The 13,187-nt window shown below is 53.2% G+C and carries 12 protein-coding genes and 1 pseudogene; 5 read left to right on the top strand and 8 right to left on the bottom strand.

What is annotated here, in order from left to right:
- Positions 1-214: 214 nt before the first annotated feature.
- Positions 215-322, top strand: coding sequence for a protein YohO (locus OGY18_RS12225; protein ID WP_003027354.1), 108 nt, complete (start codon positions 215-217; stop codon positions 320-322).
- On the opposite strand, the gene OGY18_RS12220 is transcribed toward OGY18_RS12225, so the two are convergent.
- From OGY18_RS12220 to bglX, 5 genes are all read right to left on the bottom strand, one after another.
- Positions 303-1,034, bottom strand: a complete 732-nt coding sequence (locus OGY18_RS12220; protein WP_128316781.1) for an ABC transporter permease — start codon at positions 1,032-1,034, stop codon at positions 303-305. The genes OGY18_RS12225 and OGY18_RS12220 overlap by 20 nt on opposite strands.
- Positions 1,018-1,965: an ABC transporter ATP-binding protein gene (locus OGY18_RS12215; protein WP_206159678.1), complete on the bottom strand. Its 948-nt coding sequence runs from the start codon at positions 1,963-1,965 to the stop codon at positions 1,018-1,020. The genes OGY18_RS12220 and OGY18_RS12215 overlap by 17 nt, the downstream gene beginning before the upstream one ends.
- Positions 1,958-3,124, bottom strand: a complete 1,167-nt coding sequence (locus OGY18_RS12210) for an ABC transporter permease (RefSeq protein ID WP_286553160.1) — start codon at positions 3,122-3,124, stop codon at positions 1,958-1,960. Before OGY18_RS12210 ends, OGY18_RS12215 begins: the two co-directional genes overlap by 8 nt.
- Before the next feature lie 15 nt (positions 3,125-3,139).
- On the bottom strand, positions 3,140-4,057 hold the full coding sequence (osmF, locus tag OGY18_RS12205) for a glycine betaine ABC transporter substrate-binding protein OsmF (protein WP_125112588.1): 918 nt from the start codon (positions 4,055-4,057) through the stop codon (positions 3,140-3,142).
- Positions 4,058-4,289: 232 nt separating this feature from the next.
- Positions 4,290-6,587 (bottom strand): beta-glucosidase BglX, encoded by a 2,298-nt coding sequence (bglX, locus tag OGY18_RS12200; protein ID WP_286553158.1) that lies wholly within the window; start codon positions 6,585-6,587, stop codon positions 4,290-4,292.
- 232 nt (positions 6,588-6,819) lie between these two features.
- Here bglX and dld point away from each other — a divergent pair, with 232 nt between their 5' ends.
- Positions 6,820-8,529: a D-lactate dehydrogenase gene (gene dld / locus OGY18_RS12195; RefSeq protein ID WP_003834473.1), complete on the top strand. Its 1,710-nt coding sequence runs from the start codon at positions 6,820-6,822 to the stop codon at positions 8,527-8,529.
- Between the two features lie 101 nt (positions 8,530-8,630).
- On the opposite strand, the gene pbpG is transcribed toward dld, so the two are convergent.
- Together pbpG and OGY18_RS12185 are read right to left on the bottom strand one after the other, a co-directional pair.
- Positions 8,631-9,578, bottom strand: a complete 948-nt coding sequence (pbpG, locus tag OGY18_RS12190; protein ID WP_003027363.1) for a D-alanyl-D-alanine endopeptidase — start codon at positions 9,576-9,578, stop codon at positions 8,631-8,633.
- Between the two features lie 180 nt (positions 9,579-9,758).
- Positions 9,759-10,346: a Yip1 family protein gene (locus OGY18_RS12185; RefSeq protein ID WP_003834475.1), complete on the bottom strand. Its 588-nt coding sequence runs from the start codon at positions 10,344-10,346 to the stop codon at positions 9,759-9,761.
- A 240-nt stretch (positions 10,347-10,586) separates the two neighbouring features.
- Here OGY18_RS12185 and OGY18_RS12180 point away from each other — a divergent pair, with 240 nt between their 5' ends.
- Positions 10,587-11,156, top strand: coding sequence for a DedA family protein (locus OGY18_RS12180; protein ID WP_126317691.1), 570 nt, complete (start codon positions 10,587-10,589; stop codon positions 11,154-11,156).
- 38 nt (positions 11,157-11,194) lie between these two features.
- Here OGY18_RS12180 and mdtQ read toward each other — a convergent pair whose 3' ends face one another.
- Positions 11,195-12,634 (bottom strand): multidrug resistance outer membrane protein MdtQ, encoded by a 1,440-nt coding sequence (mdtQ, locus tag OGY18_RS12175; protein ID WP_286553155.1) that lies wholly within the window; start codon positions 12,632-12,634, stop codon positions 11,195-11,197.
- Between the two features lie 169 nt (positions 12,635-12,803).
- Between mdtQ and OGY18_RS12170 the strand changes: the two are divergent.
- Positions 12,804-12,932, top strand: a pseudogene (locus tag OGY18_RS12170) (SAM-dependent methyltransferase); the annotation flags it as partial.
- Between the two features lie 66 nt (positions 12,933-12,998).
- On the top strand, positions 12,999-13,187 hold a 189-nt coding region (locus OGY18_RS12165), incomplete at its 3' end, for a transposase (RefSeq protein ID WP_043001733.1).

Below are 13,187 nucleotides of genomic sequence, written 5' to 3'. Positions count from 1 at the left end.
CAGTGCTCAGACAACACTCAGAGAGTTTTGAACGCCCTTTAGGGCGGCCCGGAGGGTAAGCGTAGCGAATAATCCTCACGTACTACGTGTACGCTCCGGTTCTTCCGCGCTGGCCGTGTTCAAACTGTCTGCGCCAATAACACCTACTGAGATAGGCTCTTAATATTCTATTAACAAACGTGTACAATCCTTGAATTCACATAAGGAGTGCATAATGAGCGCAGCTAAAATCGGTGTCATTACCCTCTTCCTGCTGATGGCCATCGGCGGTATCGGCGGTGTCATGCTGGCAGGCTATACCTTTATTTTACGTGCCGGGTAAGATGTCTCGCTAATTTCTCAAACCCGCGGTCAACAATTACCGCCGCCAGCGCGACCAACAGCGCCCCCTGAATCACATAGGCGGTATTGAACCCACTCAGCCCGATAATAATCGGCGTACCCAGCGTGTTCGCCCCAACGGTTGAGGCGATGGTTGCGGTGCCGATATTAATAATCACCGACGTGCGAATCCCGGCCAGAATCACCGGGGCCGCCAGCGGCAACTCGACTTTACGCAGCCGCTGCCCCTGACTCATGCCCATTCCGCTGGCAATATCCATCACGCTGGGTGAAATTCCGCCGAGTCCCGCCAGCGTTGCCTGCAAGATCGGTAATACGCCATACAGGATCAACGCGATAATTGCCGGTTCAGGACCAAATCCCATCACCGGTACGGCGATCGCCAGCACAGCAACTGGCGGAAAGGTCTGTCCCACGGCGGCGATGGTTTCCACCATGGGCCTGAATTCCGCGCCCCAGGACCGGGTTACCGCTATACCGGCCCCGGTGCCAATAAGTACGGCAATCAGGCTTGAAATCCCCACCAGGCCAAAATGGCTCAGTGCCAGCACCGCAAAACTTTCCTGCTGATACACGGGACGCGGTAGCGCCGGAAATAGCGCACTGAACAAGGCCTGACTATGAGGCAACCCAACTAACAGGACCAGAAACAGGACAATAAGCCATAACAACGGATCAGCAAGACGTTTCACGGGTCGGCATCTCGGAAAGCAAATCACGAAAATGAAGCGTCCCGCAGGACACCCCCTGCGGGGTCACGACCGGCAAGACGTCGCAACCGCGCGCTACGAACACCGACAACGCATCACGCAGCGTCATTTCATCTACCAACGGTTCACCGGCGGTGTGTTCACCGCGACGGATAAAATCCCCTACCATGCGAAGCGACAACAGACGTACGCCCAGTTCACTACGGCCAAAGAATGTTTGCACGAATTCGTTCGCCGGTGCAGTCAGCATCGACAGCGGCGTGCCTTGCTGTACTACCTTTCCTGCATCCATCAGAACCAGATGCTCCGCCAGCCTTAGCGCCTCGTCGATATCATGCGTCACCAGCACAATGGTACGCCCGAGCAGACGATGAATACGCGTCATCTCCTGCTGCAGCGCACCGCGGGTGACCGGATCCAGCGCGCCAAAAGGCTCATCCATCAGCAGTACCTGCGGATCTGCCGCCAAGGCACGCGCCACGCCGACCCGCTGCTGTTGCCCGCCAGACAGCTGATGCGGATAACGATGGCGCAAACTTTCCTCAAGACCCAGCAGCGCCATCAGTTCGTCTGTTCGGTCATCAATACGTGAACGCGACCACTTTTGTAACTGCGGAACCGTGGCGATGTTCTGCGCGACGGTCCAGTGGGGAAACAAGCCAATAGACTGAATCGCGTATCCCATGCGCCGCCTTAGCTCCAGCACCGGTAGGCTGCGGATCTCTTCCCCGGCAAAGCGAATCTGTCCGCTGTCATGTTCAACCAGCCGATTGATCATTTTCAGCGTGGTGGATTTCCCGGAACCTGACGTGCCAATTAACACCGAAAAGCTGCCCTCCCCCAACCGCAGATTAAGGTCGTCAACGGCTGTTTGCTGACCATAGGTTTTACTGACATGGCGAAATTCAATCATTGTTTGTTACCTTCAACAGCGCGAGCCCTAAATCAAACAGCGCATCAATCAATACCGCCAGTACCACAACCGGGATCACGCCCAGCAACACTAAATCGACGGCGCTACTGAGCAATCCCTGAAAGACCAGCGCGCCAAATCCCCCTGCGCCAATCAGCGCGGCAATCACCGCCATTCCCACCGTTTGCACCATCACCACCCGCAAACTGCGCAAGAAGACCGGCAGCGCCAGTGGAAACTGCACCGAGACAAATCGCTGGAAAGTGCTCATCCCCATCGCTCGGGCGCTTTCCAGCACATCGCGTGGAACCTGATGCAATCCAGCTACTACGCCGCGCACCAGCGGTAACAGCGCATACAGCACCAACGCAATAAGCGCAGGCGTCAGGCCGGTTCCGGCGACGCCGAGTGAACCCAGCAAGGGAAAATGCTTCACCAGCCCGGCAAGGGGCGCAATCAACAGGCCAAACAGCGCGACGGAGGGAATGGTTTGGATGATATTCAGTACCGCAAATATCGGTCCCTGACGGGCGACAGAGAAAGCACACCAGATGCCCAGCGGCACGCCAATCACGAGTGCGGGCACCACGGTAGCGAACAGAATTGTCAGATGTTGTGCCAGGGCGTCGTTAAAAACATCCTGGCGGTTGGCATACTCTTTAAGAAGGGAAAGATCGTTAAACGTGCCGGAGAACAAAAGCACCAGCGGCAAAATAAACATTTGCGCGTGCAACAGCCAGCGCCATGACGCCTGTTCGGTGATGCGACGAATGGCGTCACTGGCGGCCAGCAGCATCAGTCCTAGCCCCAACCAGAACCCGCTGCCCAGGCTGGTTCTGGCCAGTGGACTTCCCGTCTTGGCCAGATACGTTGCCGTTGTTCCTGCGGTTACCAGCGCTGCTATAACCAGCAACTGGCTAATAACAAGCGTCAATATATTGCCGGGCTTTCCCGGTACAAAGCACAGAAGAAACAGCAGCAAACAGGCTACTGCCAATCCCCACGCCATGTCGGGCCGGATATCCCAGAGTTGGCGCCCCTCACCAGAGACCAGGCGATTAGGCGCATAGCTAATGAAAGGCAGCGCTGCCGCCGCGAAGGTAAGAAGTACCAGTAACAACAGCACCCGATTAACTGAAATCTTTGACAAAACACCCACCTGCTGCAAACTCCGTTACTTCACCCATCCTTTTTGCTTCAGGTAGTCTGCTGCAACTTTTTTCGCATCCAGCCCCTCCACGGCAATACTGGCATTCAGCTTCTGCAACGTTTTTTCATCCAGGCTGGCAAAAACCGGTTGTAGCCATTCTCCCATTTGCGGGTAGTCTTTCAGCACCGATTCACGCACAACGGGTGCTGGCGCATAAATGGGCTGGACACCTTTTGGATCGCTTAAAGTTTGCAGACCGAGCGCCGCAACCGGGCCATCGGTGCCATAAGCCATCGCCGCATTGACGCCAGAAGTCTGCTGCGCCGCCGCTTTAATCGTCACCGCGGTATCTCCTCCTGCCAGCGACAACAGCTGGTTTTGATTCAGTTTGAAATCATAGGCTTTTTCAAACGCAGGCAGCGCGTCAGCCCGCTCGATAAATTCAGCAGAGGCGGCAAGTTTGAACGTTCCCCCGTCTTTCAGGTAACGGCCTAAATCAGCAAGGGACTCAAGCTTGTTCTTTTGCGCGATATCCTGGCGTACTGCAATGGTCCAGGTATTGTTGGCAGGAGCAGGCGTTAGCCAGACCAGCTTATTTTGCTCTGCGTCCAGCTTTTTCACTTTCTCGAATCCGGCCTGCGCATTTTTCCACGCGGGATCATTTTCATCTTTAAAAAAGAATGCGCCATTACCGGTATATTCCGGATAAATATCCAGCTCACCGGAGGTGATTGCCCCACGCACCACTGGGGTAGTACCCAGCTGTACTTTATTGACGGTTTTCACGCCATGGCTTTCGAGCACCTGCAAAATAATGTTGCCGAGCAGCGCCCCTTCGGTATCGATTTTTGAACCGACCGTGACGGGTGACGCGGCCTGTAAGGGCAGGCTTATCGCGGCTAACAGCGCCAGCGAACCCACCGATACTTTTGAGATTATCATGCTGTACTCCTCATCCTTTTGCGGCCCTTTTCAGAGACTTGAGGAAAAAGCATAGTCGAAAAATCAAGCCTTAACCTGGCTATTGGGTGGTAACACTGAGAGTTATTAGCGGTAAGGCGATAATAAAATAAAAAAAATCCGGCAAACCCAATATGAATTTGCCGGGTGATACGATTTAGTCGGCCTGATAAGCATTGCGCCATCAGGCCTGCTGCATGAATTTACTCGTCAATTAAAGCAGTTCGAATTCGCCCTGCTTCACTCTGGCGGAATCCACACCGATAAAGACGTTAAACTTGCCAGGCTCTGCATCGTATTTCATCTGCTGATTCCAGAATTTGAGCGCTTCAATATCAATCGGGAAGCTGACGGTCTGGGTTTCACCTGGCTTAAGATTCACTTTTTCAAAACCTTTCAGCTGTTTTACCGGACGACTCATGGAGGCGGTCACATCCTGTAAATACATCTGAATCACCGTTGCACCTTCGCGCTTGCCGGTGTTGGTCACCTGCACGCTGGCCGTCACGGTTCCGTCACGCTTCATCGTCGGAGAAGAGAGCTTCACATCAGAAACCGTAAACGTGGTGTAGCTCAGGCCATAACCAAAGGGATACAACGGACCATTGGCTTCATCAAAGTAGCGCGACGTGTACTTGTTCGGCTTATCGGCGTTATACGGACGACCGGTATTGAGATGGCTGTAATAGACCGGGATCTGTCCAACAGAGCGCGGGAAAGACATCGGCAGCTTGCCTGACGGATTGTAATCACCAAACAGCACATCGGCGATGGCGTTACCGCCTTCCGTCCCGGCAAACCAGGTTTCGAGGATCGCATCGGCTTGTTGATCTTCCTTAACCAGCGCCAGCGGACGACCGTTCATCAACACCAGAACCAGAGGTTTACCCGTGGCTTTCAGCGCAGCAATCAGGTCACGCTGACTTTGCGGAATGGTGATATCGGTGCGGCTGGATGCTTCATGCGCCATGCCCTGCGCTTCACCGACTACCGCGACAATCACATCTGATTGCTTCGCGGCGTTAACGGCTTCATCGATCATCGCCTGCGGCGAACGCGGGTCAATCTTCACCGCTTCTTCATACAGGTTGAGGAAATCGACAATGCCTTTATCGTTGGTGATATTCGCCCCTTTGGCGTACAGCACTTTGCCCTGATCGCCGACGGCATTTTTAATCCCCGTCAGTACCGTTATCGACTGATCGGCAACACCAGCGGCGGACCAACTGCCCATCACATCACGCTTGCTGTCGGCCAGCGGACCGACAACCGCCACGGTGGCGGATTTTTTCAGCGGCAACGTTTCCAGACGGTTTTTCAGCAGCACCAGGCTTTCGCGTGCCACTTCACGCGCCTCTTTGCGATGCAAACGGCTTTCTGCGTTGGTGTCCTGTGGGTCAGATTCTTTGGCTCCCAGATGGCTGTACGGATCGTTAAACAGCCCCATATCATATTTCACGTTCAGCACGTGGCGCGCGGCGTCGTCCAGCTCCGCCATCGTCACTTTGCCGGATTTAATCAAGCCCGGAAGATATTTGCTGTAATACTCATCGCTCATACTCATGTTGATGCCGGATTTGATCGCCACACGCACCGCATCTTCAGGATCGGAGGCGGTACCGTGCTTAATCAGTTCCTTAATCGCGCCGTGATCGGAAACGGTAATACCCTTAAAGCCCCATTCATCACGCAGCACGTCTTTTAGCAGCCAGGCGTCTGAGGTTGCAGGCGTACCGTTCAGCGAATTAAGCCCTACCATTACCGCACCGCTACCGGCATCCAGCCCAGCTTTGTACGGCGGCATATAGTCGTTGAACAGACGCTGCGGGCTCATATCGACGGTGTTATATTCCTTGCCACCTTCAACCGCGCCATAGGCGGCGAAGTGCTTGACGCTGGTCATCACCGAATAGCGATCCGCCGGGCTTTTCCCCTGCATCGCTTCCACCATGGTTTTACCCATCGTAGCCGTTAAATACGTGTCTTCACCAAAGCCTTCCGAGGCACGGCCCCAGCGTGGATCGCGAGAGACATCGACCATTGGCGCCCAGGTCATATTCAGACCATCATCAGCGGCTTCATACGCAGAAATACGGCCAACGGTTCTGACCGCATCGAGATTAAAAGAGGATGCCAGGCCGAGACTTATCGGGAACACGGTACGCTGGCCGTGCAATACGTCGTAGGCAAAAAAGAGAGGAATTTTCAGGCGGCTGAGCTCCATCACCTGATCCTGCATTTTGCGGATATCCTGGCGCGTGACGGTGTTAAAAATTGCCCCAACCTGCCCGTCTTTGATCATCTCGCGGATGGCTTCTTTCGGGTTATCAGGCCCGACGCTTATCAAGCGTAGTTGCCCAATTTTCTCATCCACGGTCATCTGTTTAAGTAAATCGGTAACGAATGCATCCCGCGCTTCTGGCGTCAGAGGATGGTTACCAAACAGCGTGTCCGCCAGCGCTGGTTGCAACGCCAGACTCACCGCGACACCTACAGAACATAGCCATTTCATGTTGATTCTCTCTTTATTTTTTCCCGACCAGGCAGCGAAAATATAACAAAAACCGCAGTTTGCCGTAAGACTAAACGGGAGTGATAAAGAAAGCTAAGGTTATTCTCCTAATTTTCAAAACCAGCGCGAATCAGTAGAAGACGAACCAGAGACAATATGAATGAGAAAGCGTATTGTCATACAAAGCGCTATGCTTGTTCCTGATATTGAGTCCCACCACAAGGAGTGGAGAATGTCTTCCATTACAACAGATAATAAAGCTTTTCTGAATGAACTGACCCGTCTGGTAGGTCATTCACACCTGCTCACAGACCCTGCTAAAACCGCCCGCTATCGCAAGGGATTCCGCTCCGGTCAGGGCGATGCACTCGCCGTGGTGTTCCCTGGTTCGCTTTTAGAACTGTGGCGCGTCCTCAACGCTTGCGTCGCCGCAGATAAAATTATCCTGATGCAGGCCGCCAACACTGGCCTGACCGAAGGCTCTACGCCGAGCGGTAATGATTACGATCGCGAGATTGTCATTATCAGCACCCTGCGCCTTGATAAGCTGCACGTCATCGGCAAAGGCGAACAGGTGCTGGCCTATCCCGGCACCACGCTTTATTCACTGGAAAAAGCGCTCAAACCGTTTGGCCGTGAGCCGCATTCGGTGATTGGCTCTTCCTGTATCGGCGCTTCAGTGATTGGCGGTATTTGTAACAACTCCGGCGGCTCGCTGGTTCAGCGCGGTCCGGCATACACGGAGATGTCGCTGTTTGCGCGTATTGACGAGCAGGGTAAATTACAGCTGGTTAACCATCTGGGTATCGAACTGGGCCAGACCCCGGAACAGATCCTTAGCAAACTTGATGACGACCGTATCAAAGATGACGATGTGCGCCACGATGGACGTCATGCACACGATCACGACTACGTTACCCGCGTCAGAGATATTGAGGCGGACACGCCCGCTCGCTATAACGCCGATCCGGACCGGTTGTTTGAATCATCCGGTTGTGCAGGCAAGCTCGCGGTTTTTGCTGTGCGTCTGGACACCTTCGAAGCCGAAAAAAACCAGCAGGTCTTTTACATCGGTACCAACCAGCCAGAGGTGCTGACGGAGATCCGCCGTCATATTTTGGCAAAATTTGAGCATCTGCCGGTCGCCGGTGAATATATGCACCGCGATATTTATGACATCGCTGAGCAATACGGCAAAGATACGTTTCTGATGATCGACAAGCTCGGCACCGACAAAATGCCGTTCTTCTTCACCCTGAAAGGTCGCACCGATGCGATGCTGGAAAAAGTGAAAATTTTCCGTCCGCATTTCACCGATCGGGCAATGCAGAAATTTGGCCATTTGTTCCCCAGCCACTTACCCGCGCGCATGAAAAGCTGGCGCGATAAGTATGAACATCACCTGCTGTTAAAAATGGCCGGTGGCGGCGTGGCTGAAGCGCAAAACTGGCTAAGCGAGTTTTTCAAAACCGCTGAAGGCGACTTCTTTGCCTGTACACCGGAAGAAGGCAGCAAGGCGTTTTTGCATCGCTTTGCGGCGGCTGGCGCGGCGATTCGTTATCAGGCAGTACATGCCGATGAAGTGGAAGATATTCTGGCGCTGGATATCGCACTGCGTCGGAACGATACCGAATGGTACGAGCATCTGCCTGCAGAGATCGACAGCCAACTGGTGCACAAACTCTATTACGGCCACTTTATGTGCTACGTCTTCCATCAGGATTACATAGTGAAAAAAGGCGTGGATGCGCATGCGCTGAAAGAGCAGATGCTGGAGCTTCTGCACGAGCGCGGAGCACAGTATCCGGCAGAGCATAACGTCGGACATCTGTATAAAGCACCGGAAACATTAACCCGTTTTTACCGCGAGAATGACCCCACCAACAGTATGAATCCGGGGATTGGTAAAACGAGTAAGCAAAAGTTCTGGAAAGAGTCGTAAACCAGAAAAAGATAAGCGCCACCGGGCATGTTACCGGGGGCGCTTCGCTTGCCCGGCCTACAGCCACATTAGTTTTGTGCAGGCCGGATAAGACGTCTTGTTTAATCGTTCTGTGCGGTTTGCTCGCCCGTCGCCGAACCTGCCGCCGCCATCTGCGCGGCTTTTTGCTTTTTATAGCTCAGCGCCGCCGCCGGAACCGGCATCACCTTGCCCGTTTCGATCCAGGTACGTAAACGACTGGCATCGGCAAAGTGGGTATATTTACCGAACGCATCCATCACCACCAGCGCCACCGGTTTGTTATTGATCACTGTGCGCATCACCAGACAGTGTCCTGCCGCATTGGTAAACCCGGTTTTGGTTAACTGAATATTCCAGTTATCGCGGTATACCAGATGGTTGGTGTTACGGAATGGCAGCGTATAAGCCGGGTTGGCAAAGGTCGCCATATCTTCACGCGTGGTGCTTAACTGGCCAATCAGCGGATACTGCTTGCTGGCGATCAGCAGCTTGGTTAAATCACGGGCGGTCGATACGTTATGAATCGATAAGCCGGTTGGTTCCACAAATCGAGTCTGAGTCATGCCGAGCGCTTTCGCTTTGGCATTCATGGCCTTAATAAACGCGTTATAACCGCCAGGGTAATGATGCGCCAGGCTCGCCGCCGCACGGTTTTCTGATGACATCAGCGCCAGCAGCAGCATGTCTTTACGGCTAATTTCACTGTTCAGTCGCACACGAGAGTAGATGCCTTTCATTTCCGGCGTCTGACTGATATCAACTTTCAGTTTCTCATCCAACGGCAGTCGTGCATCAAGCACCACCATCGCGGTCATTAATTTGGTAATCGACGCAATCGGACGCACAAGGTCCGGGTGGTTCGAATAGATAACTTTGTTGGTATTCAGATCAACAATCATCGCGCTACCGGACGCTATCTCAGGCTGAGAAGCTGCTGCGGTAGTTGCCGTTTTAGCCACGGCTTGGGGTGCAAAAGGAACGGCCAGCACCAGGGCAAGGCTTAATAATGAAACTCGGAATTTCAGCATGATGAGATTTCTGATAATGGTTCACGCACGTCACAACGCACACCGCCAGAGACTAAGTATTATCTCAAGCTAGCTCAGGCATCATAGCGATCCGGCAGGTTTGCCGCCACAGGAGAATCGTCTCGAAATGCTGCGTTGCTGACTTTTACGTCAACAACGCAGCGCAGACAGGTTTATCCGTCAAAATAACCGATAGCCGTAACCCCACAGGATTACCGTAATCGCCAGCAGAACTTCCAGTACCAGAACACCGATCGCCAGTGTTGAACTGGAAAAGCTCAGGCCTTCCTCTTTAGAGATATTCAGGAACGTCGGAATGCCGAGATAGAGTAAATAACCGGTGTAAAATAGCGCGATCGTTCCTACTAATGCACACAGCCAGACCAGCGGATAAAGTGCGACCAATCCGCTTAAAAACAGCGGCGTCGCAACATACCCTGCAAAGACCATACAGTGGGCCAACGACGGGCGCTGCGGGTAATTACGTGCCATCCACCAGATAACCCGGCCCATGACGGCGACGCCTGCCAGCATCACCCCGTAAAACAGAATTGCCATCGCAAATCCGGTCAACAGAGATAACTTCAGGATATTGCCATCGCCAAAATTCCAGCCGATTTGCGTGGTACCGATAAATGCGCAAACAACCGGGATTGCCGCCATCAGCAGTACATGGTGGGTATAGTGATGCGAAACACTTTCGTTTTCGCTGTTGATCACGTGCATTTCACGATCGGGATGGGAAAACAGCCCCCAGACATGGTTCATACCGCCCCCTTCTTGTCAGCTCCGGACCTCAACACTTCAAGTATAATTCAGCTTTTGATTATTTTATGTACACATGAAAAATACCGAAGCGCCGAGTAAAAAGTGTGTAAGCCGCAGGCTTGATAAGCGAAGCGCCATCAGGCATTAGGGAACTGAACGACGTTAAGCGCTACTATGCGTCTTTTCCGGCATCAAGTATTCATTGGGTGTATGCTATGACCAGTGGAGGTCATACAACGTATGGATATAACGCATTATGTTGCGCAATACGGCTATGCTGCGTTAATCATCGGCAGCCTGGCAGAAGGTGAAACCATTACCCTGTTAGGCGGCGTCGTGGCGCATCAGGGAGTCCTGAAATTCCCGCTGGTGGTGCTCTCGGTCGCGCTGGGTGGGATGATTGGCGATCAGTTGCTCTATTTACTCGGACGTCGTTTTGGCGGCAAAATTCTGCGTCGTTTCTCGCGCCATCAGGCGAAAATTCATTATGCGCAGAAAATGATCCAACGACGTCCTTACCTGTTTGTTGTCGGTACTCGCTTTATGTACGGCTTTCGCGTTATTGGTCCCTTACTGATTGGCGCCAGTCACCTGCCGCCGAAGATCTTTTTACCGCTGAATATTCTTGGCGCGTTTGTCTGGGCATTGCTATTTACCACCCTCGGCTACGTCGGTGGTGAAGTGATCGCGCCGTGGCTGCACAGCCTCGACCAGCATATCAAGCATGGCATCTGGCTGGTGCTGGTTATCGCGATAGTCGCGGGCGTCCGCTGGTGGATGAAACGTCGAAGCACGCGTAAAGCGCAATGAAGATGGCCCGACAGCGGAACACCGGCGGGCCGATTAAATCAGGATGCGTGATAACCGCCGCCCAGCGCGCTGGTCAACTGGATTGAGGCATCCAGCCATTGGCCTTGCAAAAGCAGACCGTTGCACTGCTCACGTAATGCCGGGATCTTTGCCTCGCTAACCCTGGAGCCCGCAATAATACCTGCATTAAAGCGCGCCTGCGCCAGCCCCACTACGCGCTGAGCGTCATGTTCAATCTGCTGCTGATGCTGATTTTTCTGCGCCAGTGTTTCTACCTGCGATGCCGCACGTGCCACGTCATTCACCGCATCCACCACAGCTTTGTTGTAATTCGCCACCGTCAGGTTACTTTGCGCTTTCGTAATATCGAGATTCGCATTCAGTCTGCCGCTGTCAAAGATAGGCAGCGTCAGCCCGGCGGTTACACCCATTTGCTGCGCGGAATGGCGGAACAGGTCACTCAGATGTAACGCATCCTGTTGTAAAAATGCCATCAGATTCACATTGGGATAAAACGCCGCTTTCGCCGCATCAATACTGCTCAGCGATGACTCAATGTACCAGTGTGCTGCCTGCAAATCTGGTCGACGGGCCAGCAGCGAGTAGCCCAATTGGGACGGGAGCTGACTTTCAACCACGGGCAGTTTGGTCGAATGGAGCTTCAGGGCAACGGACTGCGAGTTGCTCAACGCGCTTAGGCGCGCCTCAATCACCTTCATTTTACCGCTGACATCGTTCAGCTGCTGCTCTGTTTTGCTGGAATCGATATCGGTTTCAACACCTTCCACCGAAGAAGTGAGGCCGTTTTGATATAGCTGACGATCGACGGTTATCACATTTTGCTGCTCGCTTTCGATTTGCGTCAACACGGTTTTCAGCGCGGCCTGCGTCTGCCATTCCCAGTAAAGACGGGAGACACCGCTCGCCAGCAGCTGTCGGGTTTGCTCGCGCTCAGCCTCACGCGCCTTAACGGCTCCAATGCGCGCAGTCACTTCGGCCCGATTCTTACCCCACAGATCCAGATTCCAGCCTGCAGTTAAACCAAAGGTACCGTTGGTGTACCACGGCCCCGTGGTTCCTGCTGCGGGATCGGTTATGGCGAAAGGTCCCATCAGCCCTTCGGCTGACATTTTCTGACGCTCAACGTCTGCGGAGAAGTCGATCTCCGGGCCATCCTGCGCTTCCACGGCCTTAGCCTGCGCCTCCGCCAGTTGAATGCGCTGTTCCGCGACCTGCATATCAGGAGAATTTCGCAACGTGCTGTCAATCAACGCATTAAGCTGGGGGTCGTGATATGCCTTCCACCAATGGCTGTCCGGCCAGCCATTTTTTAACGCGGCAGGCAATGTGGTATCGACATTTGCGGCAGGCGTCTGCTGTGACAGAGACTGGCGGTCATCATGCATCGGCGCGCAGCCAGACATCAGAACAAAAAGCGGCAACAATGCCGTCGTGACAAACACAGAATTACGATTCATGGAGATATACAGGTAAGAAAAGATGTGCAGAGATTACGACTTGTCGCTGTTGCTTTTTTAGTTACGCGTGGCAATACATCTTTGGCAATAAAAATATATAATCAGAAAAATATACACCTCGTGAATAATATAGATTAAATAATTTTAATAATTAATGGATGGAGATGTTATGTCACAGAATATCTATGACAATCCTGAGTTCTTTGCCGGATATGCCACGCTGGATCGTTCAGTAAAGGGACTCGACGGCGCGCCAGAATGGCCGACAATACAAGCGATGCTCCCCTCTCTTCAAGGGAAGGTGCGAACAAGTTCCTGATATGAGATCATCATATTCATCCGGAGCGCATCCCAGAGGGACATCATGAGCCATCAACTCACCTTCGCCGATAGTGAATTCAGCACTAAGCGCCGTCAGACCCGAAAAGAGATTTTCCTCTCCCGCATGGAGCAGATTCTGCCATGGCAGAATATGACCGCTGTCATCGAGCCGTTTTATCCCAAGGCGGGCAATGGCCGACGGCCCTATCCGCTGGAGACCATGCTGCGTATT

The sequence above is a fragment of the Citrobacter sp. Cpo142 genome (genome assembly GCF_030332425.1).
Lineage (GTDB): Bacteria > Pseudomonadota > Gammaproteobacteria > Enterobacterales > Enterobacteriaceae > Citrobacter > Citrobacter portucalensis.
Note: the sequence above shows the minus strand (reverse complement) of the source record. Positions and strands in the feature narration are given on the sequence as shown.

Excerpts from the sequence above, each read along its gene's own strand:
- OGY18_RS12225 (WP_003027354.1), top strand. The coding sequence starts at position 215 with ATGAGCGCAGCTAAAATCGGTGTCATTACCCTCTTCCTGCTGATGGCC.
- OGY18_RS12215 (WP_206159678.1), bottom strand. The coding sequence starts at position 1,965 with ATGATTGAATTTCGCCATGTCAGTAAAACCTATGGTCAGCAAACAGCC.
- osmF (WP_125112588.1), bottom strand. The coding sequence starts at position 4,057 with ATGATAATCTCAAAAGTATCGGTGGGTTCGCTGGCGCTGTTAGCCGCG.
- bglX (WP_286553158.1), bottom strand. The coding sequence starts at position 6,587 with ATGAAATGGCTATGTTCTGTAGGTGTCGCGGTGAGTCTGGCGTTGCAA.
- dld (WP_003834473.1), top strand. The coding sequence starts at position 6,820 with ATGTCTTCCATTACAACAGATAATAAAGCTTTTCTGAATGAACTGACC.
- pbpG (WP_003027363.1), bottom strand. The coding sequence starts at position 9,578 with ATGCTGAAATTCCGAGTTTCATTATTAAGCCTTGCCCTGGTGCTGGCC.
- OGY18_RS12185 (WP_003834475.1), bottom strand. The coding sequence starts at position 10,346 with ATGAACCATGTCTGGGGGCTGTTTTCCCATCCCGATCGTGAAATGCAC.
- OGY18_RS12180 (WP_126317691.1), top strand. The coding sequence starts at position 10,587 with ATGGATATAACGCATTATGTTGCGCAATACGGCTATGCTGCGTTAATC.
- mdtQ (WP_286553155.1), bottom strand. The coding sequence starts at position 12,634 with ATGAATCGTAATTCTGTGTTTGTCACGACGGCATTGTTGCCGCTTTTT.